This window comes from Microcystis aeruginosa NIES-2549, assembly GCF_000981785.2.
Classification (GTDB): Bacteria; Cyanobacteriota; Cyanobacteriia; order Cyanobacteriales; family Microcystaceae; genus Microcystis; species Microcystis aeruginosa_C.
The window spans coordinates 3,767,208-3,786,837 of sequence record NZ_CP011304.1 but is presented as its reverse complement, the minus strand read 5'-3'; the positions used below and the strand labels follow the sequence as shown (position 1 = coordinate 3,786,837).

9 protein-coding genes and 2 pseudogenes are annotated in these 19,630 nt (G+C 48.6%); 3 read left to right on the top strand and 8 right to left on the bottom strand.

The window, feature by feature from the left end; genetic code table 11:
* Position 1 precedes the first annotated feature (1 nt).
* Together myaer_RS18575 and myaer_RS18570 are read right to left on the bottom strand one after the other, a co-directional pair.
* The gene (locus myaer_RS18575) at positions 2 to 1,438 is read right to left on the bottom strand and encodes an NADP-dependent isocitrate dehydrogenase (RefSeq protein WP_046663164.1); all 1,437 of its coding nucleotides are present in this window, start codon (positions 1,436 to 1,438) and stop codon (positions 2 to 4) included.
* 264 nt (positions 1,439 to 1,702) lie between these two features.
* Positions 1,703 to 1,846 (bottom strand): high light inducible protein, encoded by a 144-nt coding sequence (locus tag myaer_RS18570; protein WP_002734821.1) that lies wholly within the window; start codon positions 1,844 to 1,846, stop codon positions 1,703 to 1,705.
* Between the two features lie 276 nt (positions 1,847 to 2,122).
* Here myaer_RS18570 and myaer_RS18565 point away from each other — a divergent pair, with 276 nt between their 5' ends.
* Positions 2,123 to 3,685 (top strand): B12-binding domain-containing radical SAM protein, encoded by a 1,563-nt coding sequence (locus myaer_RS18565; RefSeq protein WP_046663162.1) that lies wholly within the window; start codon positions 2,123 to 2,125, stop codon positions 3,683 to 3,685.
* A 41-nt stretch (positions 3,686 to 3,726) separates the two neighbouring features.
* On the opposite strand, the gene myaer_RS18560 is transcribed toward myaer_RS18565, so the two are convergent.
* The 6 genes and pseudogenes from myaer_RS18560 to myaer_RS22165 form a co-directional block, all read right to left on the bottom strand.
* Positions 3,727 to 4,173, bottom strand: a complete 447-nt coding sequence (locus myaer_RS18560) for a molybdenum cofactor biosynthesis protein MoaE (RefSeq protein WP_046663161.1) — start codon at positions 4,171 to 4,173, stop codon at positions 3,727 to 3,729.
* A gap of 424 nt (positions 4,174 to 4,597) precedes the next feature.
* Complete coding sequence (gene prmA / locus myaer_RS18550; RefSeq protein WP_046663160.1) at positions 4,598 to 5,494, bottom strand: 50S ribosomal protein L11 methyltransferase; 897 nt, start codon at positions 5,492 to 5,494, stop codon at positions 4,598 to 4,600.
* A 266-nt stretch (positions 5,495 to 5,760) separates the two neighbouring features.
* Entirely contained in the window at positions 5,761 to 7,338 is a 1,578-nt protein-coding gene (serA, locus tag myaer_RS18545; RefSeq protein WP_002784892.1) for a phosphoglycerate dehydrogenase, read from the bottom strand.
* 190 nt (positions 7,339 to 7,528) lie between these two features.
* A pseudogene (locus myaer_RS22555) lies at positions 7,529 to 7,687 on the bottom strand (RNA-guided endonuclease TnpB family protein); the annotation flags it as partial.
* Positions 7,688 to 7,744: 57 nt separating this feature from the next.
* Entirely contained in the window at positions 7,745 to 7,999 is a 255-nt protein-coding gene (locus myaer_RS22735) for a zinc ribbon domain-containing protein (RefSeq protein ID WP_419178827.1), read from the bottom strand.
* A pseudogene (locus myaer_RS22165) lies at positions 7,930 to 8,496 on the bottom strand (transposase). Before myaer_RS22165 ends, myaer_RS22735 begins: the two are co-directional and overlap by 70 nt.
* Between myaer_RS22165 and myaer_RS22730 the strand changes: the two are divergent.
* Positions 8,436 to 8,582, top strand: coding sequence for a hypothetical protein (locus tag myaer_RS22730; RefSeq protein ID WP_159297273.1), 147 nt, complete (start codon positions 8,436 to 8,438; stop codon positions 8,580 to 8,582). The pseudogene myaer_RS22165 and the gene myaer_RS22730 sit on opposite strands and share 61 nt — an antisense overlap.
* A 931-nt stretch (positions 8,583 to 9,513) precedes the next feature.
* Complete coding sequence (locus myaer_RS22160; RefSeq protein ID WP_046663159.1) at positions 9,514 to 19,485, top strand: Calx-beta domain-containing protein; 9,972 nt, start codon at positions 9,514 to 9,516, stop codon at positions 19,483 to 19,485.
* The last annotated feature ends 145 nt before the right edge of the window (positions 19,486 to 19,630 follow it).

The window sequence follows — 19,630 nt, the reverse complement described above, 5'->3', positions numbered from 1 at the left end:
ATTAATCCCCAAAATGGGAGATGATTGCATCGGCAAATTCGGAACATTTCAGGGGAGGATTAACGGGGGGTTCCATCAGACGCGCTAAATCGTAGGTAACTTGTCGATTAGCGATCGCTGCTGCGATGCCTTTTTTAATCAAATCGGCTGCTTCTTGCCATCCCATGTATTCCAACATCATCACCCCGGAAAGAATCACCGAACCGGGGTTAATTCGGTCTAAACCGGCGTGTTTAGGGGCCGTGCCGTGGGTTGCCTCAAAAATAGCGCAAGTATCGCCAATATTCGCCCCAGGTCCCATCCCTAAGCCACCCACGATCGCCGCTGCCGCATCGGAAAGATAATCGCCATTCAGGTTCATGGTAGCGAGGATCGAGTATTCATCGGGACGGGTTTGGATCTGTTGGAAGATACTATCGGCAATGCGATCGTTAACCATAATTTTATCTTTCCACTGCCCATTGCCGTGGGTTTCCCAGATAGCATCGAGAACACTGGTAACTTCTTGACAGATTTTAGCTTTTTTCTCGTCCGTGAGGGCATCATAACCCGGTTCCACCATGCGGGCGTTATCTTCGATGCTCAGATCTGGGTTTTTCTCTTTATTGCTCAGGATCCATGATTCCATCTCGGTAACGCACACATCCCGGAATTCACTTTTAGCTAATTCATAACCCCAATCCCGGAACGCCCCTTCCGTATATTTCATAATGTTACCCTTGTGGACGAGAGTAACTTGATTTTTCGGTTTCGGTAAAGTCAGCGCTCGTTCGATCGCCCGGCGGACTAATCTTTGGGAACCCGTCTTACTAATCGGTTTGATCCCGATACCCGCATCGAGGGGAATTTGTTTTTTACCGTGTTCGGGAGTGGCGGGAATTAGTTCGGTGTTGAGATAATTAATCAGTTTATCGGCGATTTCCGTGCCTTGTTTCCATTCGATGCCCAGATATATATCCTCGGTATTTTCCCGATAGACGATGACATCGAGTTTTTCTGGGGTTTTATGGGGGGAAGGGGTTCCCGCATAGTAACGACAGGGACGAACACAGGCATAGAGGTCAAAAATTTGCCGCAAAGCCACATTCAGGGAACGAATGCCGCCACCGATGGGAGTGGTCAAGGGACCCTTGATGGCCATACCATATTCTTTAATCGCTGTCAATGTATCTTGGGGTAGATATTGATAAGTCCCGTAGATTTCGCAAGCTTCATCGCCAGCATAGACTTTAAACCAATGGATTTTCCTTTGACCAGCGTAGGCTGTTGCGATCGCCGCATCGATAACTTTTTCGGTTGCGGGCCAGATATCGACCCCCGTACCGTCACCACGAATGAAGGGAATGATGGGATCGTCGGGAACTAGAGGTTTTCCGTCAGAAAAAGCAATTTTCGAGCCTGTTGTCGGTGGGGTGATTTTTTCGTAGCTCACAGTCATGGGCTTCCAGAAACAGTATTTATCTATACGTTGGGAGTCTAGCGCCGTCAATATCTATACTCAGGGATTTTGGGTAATTTCTTAAAGATTCCCTCTGCCCTATTGATACTACTCACTACTTAGCTTCACCACGAGTGATTATTGTTTACTGATCACTGAAAAATCTCCCCAACCTCCCATTTAAAAAGGGAAAGAGCTATGCTCCTCCCCTTTTTTTAACAATTTAGTAAAGTGATTGTAGATGCACACCAATCGAGGCTGAAATTACATTAAGCCTAATTGAGCAAGGATGCCTTTGTGGGTTAAGTATTCCGTAGCTACGCCAATAACGAAACCGAGCATGGCTAAACGACCATTCCAGTTTTCAGCGAAAGCGGTGAAGCCGAGTTTGTTTTCTTGCTTATCCATGGTGAATTGCCTTCCTATAATAAAATTGCATTTGATTCAAGTGCTTGATATTAAATGTAACATAACTTCCCAGACTATGCAACATTTGTTTACATAAATTTTATTAATGTTGACCATAAACTTTTATCGGGGCAGGGTCAAGGGTTGGCAATGGCGGCCGAAAATCAAGCCTGATCTTAGTTCTAGGGCTAAATAACGGTTTTCCCATCCCTGACCGAAAAAGATTACAATCAAGCGAAAGGTCAAGAATCGATCGCCATCGAGCGAGGAGTGAATATGCGCGCCTTACTGATTTATCCCGTTTTTCCGCCGACTTTCTGGTCCTATAACAAAATTCTGGAATTAGTTGATCGCAAAGTCTTACTTCCTCCCCTGGGTATGGTGACGGTGGCGGCGATTTTACCCCAGGAATGGGAATTTAAACTGGTTGATCGCAATATTCGGGCGGTAACAGAAGCAGAATGGGACTGGGCCGAAATAGTGATTCTTTCCGGCATGATTGTGCAACGTCAAGATTTAATCGAGCAAATTCACGAAGCCAAGCAACGGGGTAAACTGGTGGCTGTGGGTGGTCCCTATCCCACTTCTATCCCCCATGAAGTTGCTGAGGCCGATTTTCTGATTCTCGATGAGGGAGAAATCACCATTCCGATGTTTGTGGAAGCATTGGCAAGAGGAGAAACCAAAGGTGTTTTCCGCACCACAGAAAAACCCGATGTGACAATTACCCCAGTTCCACGCTACGATTTGCTCGATTTTGAAGCTTATGATTCCATGTCAGTGCAGTTTTCGCGGGGCTGTCCCTTCCAGTGCGAATTTTGCGATATTATCGTTCTCTATGGTCGTAAACCCCGCACCAAAACCCCCGCACAATTATTAAAAGAATTAGATTATCTCTACGAGTTAGGTTGGCGCCGGGGCGTGTTCATGGTAGATGATAATTTTATCGGTAACAAACGCAACGTTAAATTACTCCTCAAAGAATTAAAAGTTTGGCAAGAAGAACACCAGTATCCTTTCCGGTTTAACACGGAAGCATCGGTAGATTTAGCCGCCGATCCCGAATTAATGGAAATGATGGTCGATTGTTACTTTGATGCCGTCTTTTTAGGCATTGAAACCCCCGACGAAGAAAGTTTACAATTAACCAAAAAATTCCAAAATACCCGTAGTTCCTTAACCGAGACGGTAGATAAGATTATTAAAGCCGGATTGCGCCCTATGGCTGGATTTATCATCGGTTTTGATGGCGAGAAAAAAGGAGCGGCCGATCGCATTATTAATTTTGTCGAAGAAGCGGCCATTCCTACCGCTCTCTTCGGAATGTTACAAGCTTTACCGAATACCGCTCTATGGACTCGCTTGGAAAAAGAAGGACGACTACGATTAACGGGGAAACAGGACATTAACCAAAGTACCCTGATGAATTTCGTTCCCACCCGGCCGATCGAAGATATTGCCACAGAATATATTGAAGCCTTCTGGACATTGTACGATCCAGAGGTATTTCTCGATCGCACCTATCGCTGTTTCCTGAAATTAGGCGCACCTAAAGCTAAACCTGCCTTTAAACTGCCTCGCCGGGCCGATCTCTATGCCCTAGCGGTAATTATCTGGCGACAGGGCTTTAAACGTTCCACTCGCTGGAAATTCTGGCAGAATTTATTCGGTATTTTGCGTCATAATCCCGCCAATGCCGAACACTATATCACTGTCTGCGCCCACAACGAGCATTTCCTTGAATACCGTCAGATTGTCCGGGATGAAATTACGGCACAATTAGCCGAATTCCAACGCCAAGAGGCATTAATAGCGGAAAAAACCGCCATAGCGGCCTAATTATTCCGAGGATGGGTAAATAAACCCATCCTTAACCCCATTTATCGATTTTCCAGTTCACAGGCCCCAATACTAACCCATTGACTAGAGCCATCAGACCAGTATTCTTTTTTCCAGATGGGGGCATTATGTTTGAGAGTATCAATAGCATAACGACAGGCTGCGAAAGCTTCCCCCCGATGGGGACAACCCACCGCTACTAAGACGCTAATTTCCCCGATTTTTAGCTTACCAGTGCGATGGTGAATGACAACTCGATTGGTATCGGACCAAGTTTGCCGAATTTGCCGAGCAATTTGCCGGAAAACTTCGATCGCCATGGGTTCGTAGGCCTGATAATCAAGATAAATAACCGGTTTACCGTCGGTTTGCTCCCGTACAGTACCACTCATTAGTACAATAGCTCCATTAGCCCCATCATCGGCTAATTGATATACTTCCTGCAAAGATAAAGGAGCAAAACTGATGCGAAAACTATCTAGCGTCATGGATGCTTTTTTCAGTGATCAGTAAACAGTAATCAGTAAATAGGGCTTGCTGAATAAATCTAAAAACCTTGTTGGATAAGAATTTTAGACTTTTTTCCCATCAAAAAGTGCCAGGCATTGGGGTGATCGGGGGGAAGTTTAGGCACTTTTTCCCTGAAAATTAGGTAATTGACCCCGGCTCGACTGATCTCGCCGAACGTCCTGAAAATCGCTAAAACCCTACACCCTACACCCTACACCCCACACCCTGCCCCCACGAAAAACTTTTTGCCGCAAACCCTAAATAGTAATCAGTGAAGTGACAAGACAGCACTGTTAATGCCATTTAATACTCCTCACTTGATACTGCTCACTGAAAACTCAAATCTGATAACTGCTCACTGATAACTGATAACTGATAACTGATTCCAGGCTGACAGCTATATTAATCCACAGCGCGACGAATTTGAATACAACACCATTCTTGACGTTTCCACAGGGCAGTCACTGTCCAGCCTTGGCGTTCTAAAATATCTGTAACTGCTTGTGCTTGGGTAACAAGGATGCCGCTTAAAATTCCCCAAGTGGTGGGTTTTGCCAGACGGGTGATTTCCGGCATTAAAGCGATAATTGTCTCGGCTAAAATATTACAAACGATGCCATCGACACCATCGGGAATTAATTCTAATAACTCCCCGACACTACCCCGATTAATAGCCAAATTTTCGGGGTTAATCCCGTTGAGATGGCGATTACTGCGCGTCGCACTCACCGCCAGCGGATCTGTATCCACAGCATAAACTTTTTTGGCCCCTAATAAAATCGCCCCGATCGCCAGTATGCCGGAACCACAACCGATATCGGCGATAATTTTATTCTCTGGATGGCTACTTAAACGCATTTCTAGGGATTCTAGGCATAATTGGGTGGTGGGATGCGTTCCCGTGCCGAAAGCGGAACCGGGGTCAATTTTAATCACCAATCTCTGGTTATTTTCCGGGGGATTTAACCAGGCAGGACAGATCAAAAAGCGATCGCCGATCTCGCCCAGCTGCCAATGTTGTTTCCAACTGCTGGCCCAGTCTTCCTCGTCCATTAACTGCCAATAGCTGACAGGTTCGGGAAAACCTAAAATCAAAGCATCCTGCTTTAACCAGAGGCTTAGTGCCTCTAAATCAGGCAATTGCGCTTTAATTTCCGGTATATAGGCTTTAACCTCTAAAGAGGATTGTTTTTTAGCAGTGGCCGTTCCCGAACAGCCAAAATCCTCCAGTCTCCAGAAAACCGTTTCTTCGAGACTAGGTTCGCACAAAACCGTAATTTCCCACCAACTATTAGACATATATTAGTTATCAGCTTCTGAAGGCAAGAGGCAACAGGCAAGAGGCAAAAGACAGAATCTGACAATTCTCCTACCTAAAAAGAAGGTTAGAAACTAAGCACATCAAAGCTTTTAGCTTAACCAATTAGGTCTGAGATTCGGCCCTTGTGATCAGGGATCAGTTATCAGATTTGAGTTTTCAGTCAACAGTATTAAGTGGCAAGTTCCGAGCTTTCCTTTCACTGATTACTGTTTACTGATTACTGTTTACTGATAACCGATTTAATCTAGAGTTTTACCGTATAAGCATCGCGGATACCGGGGACTTTAGTAATTTCCGAGAGAAGACCTTCCGGTAGAGGATCATCGAGACTCAGGGCCATAACTGCGTCACCGCGAATAATTTTGCGTCCTACCTGCATACTGGCGATATTGACATTAAAACTGCCTAAAAGTGCGCCAATTTTACCGATAATACCTGGCATATCCTGGTGAAGGGTGAAGAGCATATGATTACTCGGTGGCACGTTAATGGGGAACTCATCGAGGTCAGTAATGCGGATTTCTCCCGTACTTAACAGAGCTCCAGTGACGGAATGGGTCCCCATGGAACCATTAGCTTCCAAATGAATCGATCCCGAATAGTCCCGGGTGGAAGCATCCCGAGTTTCGATTACCCGGATACCGCGTTCCTTAGCTTCGATCGCTGCGTTAACATAGTTTACCCGTTCCCGGAGGGCTTGGGAAAGTAAACCCTTAATTGCCGCTACCACCAGAGGTTGACTGTCTTTAGTGGCCAATTCTCCCTGTAAACGGACATTTAACGAGTCACAGCGACCTCCTGCCAACTGGCTGACGAGATTACCCATAGTTTCCGCTAATTGCAGGTAAGGGCGCAGTTTTTCCATAACATCGGGAGTTAGTCCGGGGATATTAACGGCCGAACGCGCCGGCAAACCGAGGAGGACATCGCGAATTTGTTCGGCCACATCAATAGCCACATTCACCTGCGCTTCCGTAGTCGAGGCGCCTAGGTGGGGAGTGAGGATGACGTTAGACAATTCCCTTAATCTAGATTCGCCTAAAGGTTCCTGTTCAAATACATCCAAGGCTGCCCCGGCGATTCTACCGGATTCGAGGGCTTCAATTAAAGCCAACTCGTCGATAATGCCGCCGCGGGAACAGTTAATGATGCGGACCGTGGGTTTCATCTTAGCGATGGTTTCCCGACCGATGAGATGCTGGGTTTCGGGAGTTTTCGGGACGTGGAGGGTGATAAAATCGGACTCGGCAAAGAGTAGTTCCAGATCCACTAGGGTGCAACCGAGTTGATCGGCCCGTTCTTTGGAAATAAAGGGATCGTAGGCGAGAATTTTCATGCCTAGGGATCTGGCAACGGCGGCGACGTGGGAGCCAATTTTACCTAAACCGACGACTCCTAGGTTCTTTTTATAAACTTCTGTGCCGATAAAGCGATTTCTTTCCCATTTATTCGCTTTTACCGACTGATTGGCATCGGGAATATGACGGGAGAGGGATAACATCATGGCCAAGGCGTGTTCGGCAGCGGCGATCGTGTTACCTTCGGGAGAGTTAACGACAATAATCCCCTGACGGGTGGCCGCGGGAACATCGATATTATCGACTCCTACCCCTGCGCGGCCGATAATTTGTAGTTTGCTGCCCGCTTCGACGATTTCCTTAGTGACGCGGGTACTGGAACGGAGCATCAGTGCGTCGTATTCGGGGATAATTTGAATGATTTCCTCGGCGGATAGTCCTGTTTTCACGTCCACTTGGGCAACCTGTGACAGAATTTCTACTCCTACCGGATCGATCGAATCGGATACCAGAACTTTGGCCATAATCTTTATAACGTGCTTTTTTCAGTCTACGGGCAAATGCTTGACCAATTGGGGTCTAGCCGCAATAGCCCATTTTAGAAGCAAAGGGTGCAGTCTATGGCAAAATTAGCGAAAAGATTTTAGGTTGTCCTTCTCTTTGTCGTCCATGGTGTTGATGTCAGCCTCTTGCCGTTTTGACATACTCCTACCGTCACAGCGTAGCTTGACGGGGGATTCTTGACCTATCACTATCGGAAATTCCTTGTTCAACGAGACAGCTTAGATTCTCAATGTCTCCATTCAAAATCCAGAGGCCGGACTCTCCCAAGGCGTTTGGGTCGGTTTCTGTTTACCCAACAGTACCGTTGACACTTCGACTTCGCTCAGTGTCAATGCCTCGACTTCGACGGTGAGCAAAGTCGAAGGGTCAATGCCTCGACTTCGACGGTGAGCAAAGTCGAACCGCGAAATGGCCCCCGAAGCTCCGCCGAAGGGTCGAGGCATTGAGATGATTTCCCAAATATTTTAACCCTTTTTTAAGAATATTTATTGCTGCATTATGATCCCTATCTAAGATTGTTTTACAGTTAGGACATTGATGAGTTCTAGTGCTTAATGTTTTTTGAACTCTCGTCCCACAAACTGAACAATCTTGGCTAGTGAAATGGGGAGGAACAGCAATACAAACAATCCGATAAATCTTGGAAAAAATTCAAACCATTCAGTGAATTGATACCAAGAAGCATCAGAAATCGACTTGGCAAGTTTACGGTTTTTGACTAAGTTTCTTACCTTTAAAGCTTCATAAACTACCAGATCATTAGACTGGACTAACGCCAAAGCGTCTTTAATTGCTTTGTCTTTACGTTGTCTTGACACTTTAAGATGAAGCCTAGCTACTTTTATCGGTTGCTTGTGATAATTGTTATACTAAATTCGGTTATTTAAAAATGATTATTTATTCCCCCTTTTGCCTCTTGCCTTCTGCCTCTTGCCTCTCCTGATATGTAGCATATACTCAACGGATTTAGTATTAGACTGTTTCTTTCCTTTGCGAAATTGTTTTGATAATCTCCCTTGTGCTTTTTTCAGTCGTTTTTCTGACTTTCTTAAATAACGTGAATTCTCTGCAGTATTGCCTTGAGCGTCGGTATAAAATTCCTTTAACCCTAAGTCAATTCCTGTTATTTGTCCCGTTGGTTTATGGTATTCTTGCCGTTCTACGTCAATTAAAAACTGGCAATAATAACCGTCAGCACGTCTAACAAATCTTACCCGTTTAATCTGTTGTTCTGAATAATAAACTAAGGTCTTTTGACTACAACATAAATCAAATTCTCCTGCTTTAAAACCGTCAGTAAACCTGATTTTACAATGCTGGGGTAATTCTTGATTATTTTATCGAAAATTTGGGTTTAAATAGGCTTTGCTGAATAAATCTAAAAACCTTGTTGGATAATATCTTTAGGCTTTTTTGAAATCAAAAATTTCCAGGACTGGGAGTGATCGGGGGGAAAATTTAGGCACTTTTTCCCTGAAAATTAGGTAATTGGCCACCTCAAAACCAGTAAAACCCTACACCCCACACCCTGCCACCAGGAAAAACTTTTTGCCGCAAACCCTAAATATTCTGGGACTTTACTCGGTGGGAGTGAGTTTTGACTATGGATTGAAATTAGGCTCCTTTAAAGGGGACACTTGTATTAATACTAAATCTGGTTATTAAAAACTGATTATTTATTCCCCCTTTTGCCTCTTGCCTTCTGCCTCTTGCCTCTCCTGATATGTAGCCTATCCTCAACGGATTTAGTATAAGTAGGTAGGCGTTAAAAATTATCAGACACCCCCCTTATCAAGCTGTCCTTTAGTCACATCTTTCTTAACATTTCAAACCTTTGTAGCACAAGGCTTTCAAGACTCGGTTAACAATTGGTAATATTCCTTGTTGACACCCTTACTGACAAAGAAAAAACTGAAATCAAGTCAGGATAAGAGTTGGAGTGCTTACTGAAAAAATTGTTAAGAAAGATCCCTATAATGGATAGCTTATCAAGGGGGGCAGGGGGGATCGAACCTGAAATCCATTTTAAATTTAATTATAACCAGCTACTTAAATCCATACTTTTGCTTTTGTTATTGACTTAAATTGAGAGAATACACTAAAATTCCAGAAACATCCGACAAAATTAATTGACTATGCCTGAACCAAACTTCCCTCAAGATCCCACCTTCGTCCCCGCCTCCAGCAACCCCTTCGGTCTAACGAATGTGGGTGATTATGCCATGCCGACGTTAGTGGATATTGACGGCGACGGCGACCTCGATGCCTTCGTCGGAAATGGGGCTGGCAATACCCTGTTTTATCGGAATACGGGAAGTGCCAGTGCGCCTGCCTTCGCTGCTCCCTCCACCAACCCCTACGGTCTGACGAATGTGGTAAATGGTGCCATGCCGACGTTTGTCGATATTGACAACGACGGCGACCTGGATGCCTTCGTCGGCAGCCACTATGGCGATACGCGGTTTTATCGCAATACGGGGAGTGCGAGTGCGCCCACCTTCGCTACTCCCTCCATCAACCCCTTCGGTCTGGTAAATGTGGGAAATGGTGCCGCGCCGACGTTTGTGGATATTGACGGCGACGGCGACCTGGATGCCTTTGTTGGCGACTCGGCTGGCAATATACGGTTTTATCGCAATACGGGGAGTGCGAGTGCCCCCGCCTTCGCTACTGCCTCCACCAACCCCTTCGGTCTGACGGATGTGGGTAGTTTTGCCAAGCCGACGTTTGTGGATATTGACGGCGACGGCGACCTGGATGCCTTGGTCGGCAACTTGGCGGGCAATACCCTGTTTTATCGCAATACGGGGAGTGCCAGTGCGCCCACCTTCGCTGCTGCCTCCACCAATCCCTTCGGTCTGGCGAATGTGGGTTTGTATGCCAAGCCGGCGTTAGCGGATATTGACGGCGACGGCGACCTGGATGCCTTTATTGGCAACTCGGCGGGCAACACGCTGTTTTATCAGAATGTTCCTTGGTTAGCGATTGCGGCGACGACTGCCATTCAAACCGAAGGAGATACAGGGACAAAAGCCTTTACCTTTACCGTCACCCGCAGTGGGGATACCTCTGATAGCAGTAGCGTCAACTGGGCTGTTACCGGGACTGGGACTAATCAGGCCAATGCTGCCGACTTTGGAGTAACTTTACCGTCAGGGACAGTAAATTTTGCCGCCAATGAAACCAGTCAAGTCATCACCGTCAATGTGTCAGGAGACACCGACTTTGAAGCTAATGAAGGGTTTACCGTCACCCTTTCTAGCCCGACGAATGCCTATATTACGACAGCAACGGCGACGGGAACAATTACGAATGACGATTTACCTAGCATCACCCTTGCGGTTGCGCCTGGAAGTGTTAATGAAGATGGGACAACAAATCTGGTTTATACCTTCACCCGTACAGGACCAACAACCAATGCTTTGACGGTCAACTACAGCATCACCGGAACAGCCGATAGCAGCGACTACAGTGGAGCAACCCCCGGAACCGGAAAAACCATCACCTTCGCGGCTAATTCTGCAACTGTGACTGTAACGGTTGACCCCGTTTTTGATCTAACATTTGAACCGGATGAAACCGTCGTTTTCACCCTCACTGAGGGAACCGGTTATACAGTAGGTACGGCGAGCACAGCGACGGGAACAATTACAAATGACGATCCTGGCTTAGCGATTGCGGCGACGAATGCAATTCAAACTGAAGGAGATACAGGGACAAAAGCCTTTACCTTTACCGTCACCCGCAGTGGGAAAACCTCTGGTACCAGTAGCGCCAACTGGGCTGTTACCGGGACTGGGACTAACCCAGCCAATGCTACTGACTTTGGGGGAATCTTACCTTCTGGGACAGTGAGTTTTGCCGCCAATGAAACCAGTAAAACCATCACCGTCAATGTGTCAGGAGACATCGACATTGAAACTAATGAAGGGTTTACCGTCACCCTTTCTAGCCCGACGAATGCCACGATTACCACAGCAACGGCGACGGGAACAATTCTCAATGATGATCCCAAAATCGCCCTCAGCAATACACTACTGCAAGTAACCGAAGACGGCGCAACAGCCACCTATACCGTTGTTCTTAACGATGCTCCCACAGCAGATGTCATCCTTACCCTGAATCCGGGCAGACAGTTAAGCCTGAGTCAGACAAGCCTGACCTTCACCTCGGCTAACTGGGATACCCCCCAAACTGTGACTGTAACCGCAGTCAATGACACGATTGGGGAAGGACCGCACCGGGGCGTAATTAGCACCACAGTCAGCAGTAGCGACAGTGTCTATAACGGCATACCTGTTGCTAACGTCCTTGCCCAAATCACCGATAACGACATCGCGCAACAAGATCCCACCTTCGCCCCTGCCTCCACCAACCCCTTCGGTCTGCCGGATGCGGGTGATTATACCACGCCGACGTTAGTGGATATTGACAACGACGGCGACCTGGATGCCTTTGTCGGCGACTTCTTTGGTAATACGCTGTTTTATCGGAATACGGGAAGTGCGAGTGCGCCTGCCTTCGCTGCTGGCTCCACCAACCCCTTCGGTCTGACGGATGTGGGTTTGTATGCCGCGCCGACGTTTGTGGATATTGACGGCGACGGCGACCTGGATGCTTTCATCGGAAACGAAGAGGGCAATACGCTGTTTTATCGGAATACGGGGAGTGCCAGCGCCCCCACCTTCGCTGCTCCCTCCACCAACCCCTTCGGTCTGACGGATGTGATTTATGATGCCGTGCCGACGTTAGTGGATATTGACGACGACGGCGACCTGGATGCCTTTATTGGCAACTACTATGGCAATACGCTGTTTTATCGCAATACCGGGAGTGCCAGTGCGCCTGCCTTCGCTACTCCCTCCACCAACCCCTTCGGTCTGACGAATGTGGTTACTTATGCCCAGCCGACGTTTGTGGATATTGACGGCGACGGCGACTTGGATGCTTTCATCGGCAACGAGCTTGGCAATACGCTGTTTTATCGCAATACGGGGAGTGCCAGTGCGCCCACCTTCGCTGCTCCCTCTTACAACCCATTCGGTCTGACGGATGTGGTTTATGATGCCGCGCCGACGTTAGTGGATATTGACGGCGACGGCGACCTGGATGCCTTTATTGGCAACTGGGTGGGCAACACGCTGTTTTATGAGAATGTTCCTTGGTTAGCGATTGCGGCGACTAATGCCAGCCAAACCGAAGGAGATACAGGGACAAAAGCCTTTACCTTTACCGTCACCCGCAGTGGGGATACCTCTGATAGCAGTAGCGTCAACTGGGCTGTTACCGTGACTGGGACTAATCAGGCCAATGCTGCCGACTTTGGGGAAACCTTACCGTCAGGGACGGTGAATTTTGCCGCCAATGAAACCAGTCAAACCATCACCGTCAATGTGTCAGGAGACACCGACTTTGAAGCTAACGAAGGGTTTACCGTCACCCTTTCTAGCCCGACGAATGCCTATATTACGACAGCAACGGCGACGGGAACAATTACGAATGACGATTTACCTAGCATCACCCTTGCGGTTGCGCCTGGAAGTGTTACCGAAGACGGGACAACAAATCTGGTTTATACATTTACCCGTACAGGACCAACAACCAATGCTTTGACGGTCAACTACAGCATCACCGGAACAGCCGATAGCAGCGACTACATTGGAGCAACCCCCGGAGCCGGAAAAACCATCACCTTCGCGGCTGGATCAGCGACTGCACCGACTGTAACGGTTAACCCCACTACTGACACAATAGTTGAACCGGATGAAACCGTCGTTTTCACCCTCACTGAGGGAACCGGTTATACCTTAGGTACGGCGAGCACAGCGACGGGAACAATTACAAATGACGATACCAGTGTTACGGTTGCGGTTGCGCCTGGAAGTGTTACCGAAGACGGAACACCAAATCTGGTTTATACCTTCACCCGTAGTGGAGTAACGACTAATGCTTTGACGGTTAACTATACAGTCAGTGGTACAGCCGATAGCAGCGACTACAGTGGAGCAACCCCCGGAACCGGAAAAACCATCACCTTCGCGGCTGGGTCAGAGACTGCGACGGTAACGGTTGACCCCACTACTGACACAACAATGGAACCGGATGAAACCGTCATTTTGACCCTCGCTGGGGGAACCGGTTATACAGTAGGTACGGCGAACACAGCGACGGGAACAATTACGAATGACGATTTCCCTATCATCACCCTTGCGGTTGCGCCTGGAAGTGTTACCGAAAATGGGACAACAAATCTGGTTTATACCTTCACCCGTACAGGACTAACAACCAATGCTTTGACGGTTAACTACAGCATCACCGGAACAGCCGATAGCAGCGACTACAGTGGAGTAACCCCGGGAGACGGAAAAACCATCACCTTCTTGGCTGGGTCAACGACTGCGACGGTAACGGTTGACCCCACTGCTGACACAATAGTTGAACCGGATGAAACCGTCATTTTCACCCTCACTGAGGGAACCGGTTATACCTTAGGTACGGCGAGCACAGCGACGGGAACAATTACGAATGATGATACTGCCTTAGCGATTGCGGCGACTGATGCCAGCGAAACTGAAGGAGATACAGGGACAAAAGCCTTTACCTTTACCGTCACCCGCAGTGGGAATACCTCTGGTACCAGTAGCGCTAACTGGGCTGTTACCGGGACTGGGACTAACCCAGCCAATACTACTGACTTTGGGGGAATCTTACCTTCTGGGACAGTGAGTTTTGCCGCCAATGAAACCAGTAAAGTCATCACCGTCAATGTATCAGGAGACGCGACTATTGAACCCGATGAAGGGTTTACCGTCACCCTTTCTAGTCCGACGAATGCCACGATTACGACAGCAACGGCGACGGGAACAATTCTCAATGATGATCCCGGAATCATCCTCAGCAATACACTACTGCAAGTAACCGAAAGCGGCGCAACAGCCACCTATACCGTTGCTCTAAAGGGGGCTCCCACAGCAGATGTCATCCTTGCCCTGAATCCGGGCAACCAGTTAAGCCTGAGTCAGACAAGCCTGACCTTCACCTCGGCTAACTGGAATACCCCTCAAACTGTGACTGTAACCGCAGTCAATGACACGATTGGGGAAGGGCCGCACCGGGGCGTAATTACCACCACAGTCAGCAGTAGCGACAGTGGCTATAACGGCAGAAGTATCCCTAACGTCGTTGCCCAAATTACCGATAATGACATCGCGCAACAAGATCCCACCTTCGCCCCTGCCTCCACCAACCCCTTCGGTCTGACGGATGTGCTTAGTTTTTCCCATCCGGCGTTAGTGGATATTGACGGCGACGGCGACCTGGATGCCTTTGTCAGCAACTTCGATGGCAATACGCTGTTTTATCGGAATACAGGGAGTGCGAGTGCGCCCACCTTCGCCGCTCCCTCCACCAACCCCTTCGGTCTGACGACTGTGGCGGTGGCTGCCGCGCCGACGTTTGTGGATATTGACGGCGACGGCGACCTGGATGCCTTCGTCGGCAACGGAGACGGCAATATACTGTTTTATCGGAATACGGGGAGTGCCAGTGCGCCCACCTTCGCTGCTCGCTCCACCAACCCCTTCGGTCTGACAGATTTAGGTGCTAATGCCAAGCCGACGTTTGTGGATATTGACAACGACGGCGACCTGGATGCCTTCGCCGGAAACAGCGATGGCAATATAGTGTTTTATCGGAATACGGGAAGTGCGAGTGCGCCCACCTTCGCTGCTCCCTCCACCAACCCCTTCGGTCTGACGAATGTGGGTTTGTATGCCAAGCCGACGTTAGTGGATATTGACGGCGACGGCGACCTGGATGCCTTCGTTGGCAACTCCCTTGGCAATACGCTGTTTTATCGGAATACGGGGAGTGCCAGTGCGCCCACCTTCGCTGCTCCCTCCACCAACCCCTTCGGTCTGACGAAGGTGTCTACTTTTGTCAAGCCGACGTTAGTGGATATTGACGGCGACGGCGACCTGGATGCCTTTGTCGGAGAAGAATTTGGCAACACGCTGTTTTATCAGAATGTTCCTTGGTTAGCGATTGCGGCGACTAATGCCAGCCAAACCGAAGGAGATACAGGGACAAAAGCCTTTACCTTTACCGTCACCCGCACTGGGGATACCTCTGATAGCAGTAGCGTCAACTGGGCTGTTACCGGGACTGGGACTAATCCAGCCAATGCTACTGACTTTGGAGTAACTTTACCGTCAGGGACGGTGAATTTTGCCGCCAATGAAACCAGTCAAACCATCACCGTCAATGTGTCAGGAGACACCGACGTTGAACTCGATGAAGGGTTTACCGTCACCCTTTCTAGCCCGACGAACGCCTATATTACGACAGCAACGGCGACGGGAACAATTACGAATGACGATTTACCTGGCATCACCCTTGCGGTTGCGCCTGGAAGTGTTAATGAAGATGGGACAACAAATCTGGTTTATACCTTCACCCGTACAGGACTAATAAACAATCCTTTGACGGTCAACTACAGCATCACCGGAACAGCCGAGAGCAGCGACTACAGTGGAGCAACCCCCGGAACCGGAAAAACCATCACCTTCGCGGCTAATTCTGCAACTGCGACTGTAACGGTTGACCCCACTGCTGACACAATAGTTGAACCGGATGAAACCGTCATTTTCACCCTGACTGAGGGAACCGGTTATACCTTAGGTACGGCGAGCACAGCGACGGGAACAATTACAAATGACGATACCAGTGTTACGGTTGCGGTTGCGCCTGGAAGTGTTACCGAAGACGGGACAACAAATCTGGTTTATACCTTCACCCGTACAGGACTAACAACCAATCCTTTGACGGTTAACTATACAGTCAGTGGTACAGCAACCAATGGAACCGATTACGCTTCTATTCCCACCAGTGTCAACTTCTTGGCTGGGTCAGCGACTGCGACTGTAACGGTTGACCCCACTACTGACACAACAATGGAACCGGATGAAACCGTCATTTTGACCCTCGCTGGGGGAACCGGTTATACAGTAGGTACGGCGAACACAGCGACGGGAACAATTCAAAATGATGATGATGATCCAGCTTTGGCAATCACCCCCTCGACTCTCAGCCAAACCGAAGGAAATACAGGGACAAAAGCCTTTACCTTCACCGTCACTCGTAGTGGGGATACCTCTGGTAGCAGTAGCGCCAACTGGACTGTTACCGGGACTGGGACTAATCAGGCCAATGCTACTGACTTTGTTGGGGGAACCTTACCGTCAGGGACAGTGAGTTTTGCCGCCAATGAAACCAGTCAAATCATCACCGTCAATGTCTCAGGAGACACGACTGTTGAAACAAATGAAGAGTTTACCGTCACCCTTTCTAACCCGACCAATGCCACAATTACCACAGCAGCGGCGACGGGAACAATTCAAAATGATGATGATGATCCAGCTTTGGCAATCACCCCCTCGACTCTCAGCCAAACCGAAGGAAATACAGGGACAAAAGCCTTTACCTTCACCGTCAACCGCAGTGGGAATACCACTGGTACCAGTAGCGCCAACTGGACTGTTACCGGGACTGGGACTAACCAAGCCAATGCTACTGACTTTGTTGGGGGAATCTTACCTTCTGGGACAGTGAGTTTTGCCGCCAATGAAACCAGTCAAATCATCACCGTCAATGTCTCAGGAGACACGACTGTTGAACCCGATGAAGGGTTTACTGTCACCCTTGACACCCCGACCAATGCCACAATTACCACAGCAGCGGCGACGGGAACAATTCAAAATGATGATGATGATCCAGCTTTGGCAATCACCCCCTCGACTCTCAGCCAAACCGAAGGAAATACAGGGACAAAAGCCTTTACCTTCACCGTCAACCGCAGTGGGAATACCACTGGTACCAGTAGCGCCAACTGGACTGTTACCGGGACTGGGACTAACCAAGCCAATGCTACTGACTTTGTTGGGGGAATCTTACCTTCTGGGACAGTGAGTTTTGCCGCCAATGAAACCAGTCAAATCATCACCGTCAATGTCTCAGGAGACACGACTGTTGAACCCGATGAAGGGTTTACTGTCACCCTTGACACCCCGACCAATGCCACGATTACTACAGCAACGGCGACGGGAACAATTCAAAATGATGATGATGATCCAGCTTTGGCAATCACCCCCTCGACTCTCAGCCAAACCGAAGGAAATACAGGGACAAAAGCCTTTACCTTCACCGTCACTCGCAGTGGGAATACCACTGGTACCAGTAGCGCCAACTGGACTGTTACCGGGACTGGGACTAATCAGGCCAATGCTACTGACTTTGTTGGGGGAACCTTACCGTCAGGGACAGTGAGTTTTGCCGCCAATGAAACCAGTCAAATCATCACCGTCAATGTCTCAGGAGACACGACTGTTGAAACAAATGAAGAGTTTACCGTCACCCTTTCTAACCCGACCAATGCCACGATTACTACAGCAACGGCGACGGGAACAATTCAAAATGATGATGATGATCCAGCTTTGGCAATCACCCCCTCGACTCTCAGCCAAACCGAAGGAAATACAGGGACAAAAGCCTTTACCTTCACCGTCACTCGTAGTGGGGATACCTCTGGTAGCAGTAGCGCCAACTGGACTGTTACCGGGACTGGGACTAACCAAGCCAATGCTACTGACTTTGTTGGGGGAATCTTACCTTCTGGGACAGTGAGTTTTGCCGCCAATGAAACCAGTCAAACCATCACCGTCAATGTCTCAGGAGACACGACTGTTGAACCCGATGAAGGGTTTACTGTCACCCTTGACACCCCGACCAATGCCACGATTACTACAGCAACGGCGACGGGAACAATTCAAAATGATGATGATGATCCAGCTTTGGCAATCACCCCCTCGACTCTCAGCCAAACCGAAGGAAATACAGGGACAAAAGCCTTTACCTTCACCGTCACTCGTAGTGGGGATACCTCTGGTAGCAGTAGCGCCAACTGGACTGTTACCGGGACTGGGACTAACCAAGCCAATGCTACTGACTTTGTTGGGGGAATCTTACCTTCTGGGACAGTGAGTTTTGCCGCCAATGAAACCAGTCAAACCATCACCGTCAATGTCTCAGGAGACACGACTGTTGAACCCGATGAAGGGTTTACTGTCACCCTTGACACCCCGACCAATGCCACGATTACTACAGCAACGGCGACGGGAACAATTCAAAATGATGATACAAATACAAACCAAGCACCCGTCATCACCAGCAGCAACAGCGCTACGGTACTAGAAAATGCCTCCATCAGCACCCTCATCTATACCGCCGCCGCCACCGATACCGATGGCCCAGTTAACCAAATCGTTTGGAGTCTAGGCGGAAACGATGCCAGTGCCTTCACAATTGGCAGTAATAACGGAGAAGTACGTCTCAAAGCCTCCGCAGATTACGAAACTAAATCTAGCTACAGTATTGATGTCATTGCCACCGATCAAAACGGCAGTGGGGTATCAACCAACAAAACCGTTACCATCGGGGTCATTGACCAAGCCGTATTCAGCATTAACAATGTAACAGTCAATGAAAATGCTGGCACTGCCATCTTTACCGTCACCGCCACCGATCCAATTAGTAACGGAACCAGCACTGCTACAGTCAACTATGCCACCGCCAACGGAACGGCTTTCGGCAGTACCATTGCTAATGGAGACTACGTCAGCACCAGCGGTAGCCTTAGCTTTGGCACGGGAGATAGCAGTAAAACGATTAGTGTGGTAATCAACGACGATACCCTCTACGAACCCACCCCGGAAACCTTCAGCGTTAATCTCAGCAACCCGACCAACGGGGCGATCGCCAACAGTACCAGCACTGGGACAATCAACGATAATGATTCACTTCCCATCATCTCGGCACAACCTTCCCAAGTGCTGGAAGGCAATAGCGGCACAACAACCCAGTTGATCTTCCAAGTCAGCCTCTCTGCTCGTAGTGGGCAAGATGTGAGTGTCGATTATAGTGTCACTGCGGGAACCGCCACGGCTGGCAATGATTATGTCAGCACTAGCGGCACACTTCGCCTCACTGCCGGTACTCTTTCCGGGCTGACAGGGGGACAAGACCTCTCAAAGCATTGTCCACAAAGGTTTTGAGGCTCCTCAGTTACAAACAGATACATCGCTTTCAGCCAAAAAGCTAACGAAATAATCAGGGATTTGGGCGAGCTTACTAGAAATATTTATCAACAACGGGGGGTGAGCTGCATCGAACTTTTTCGCTCCAACACCCCAAAAAGCT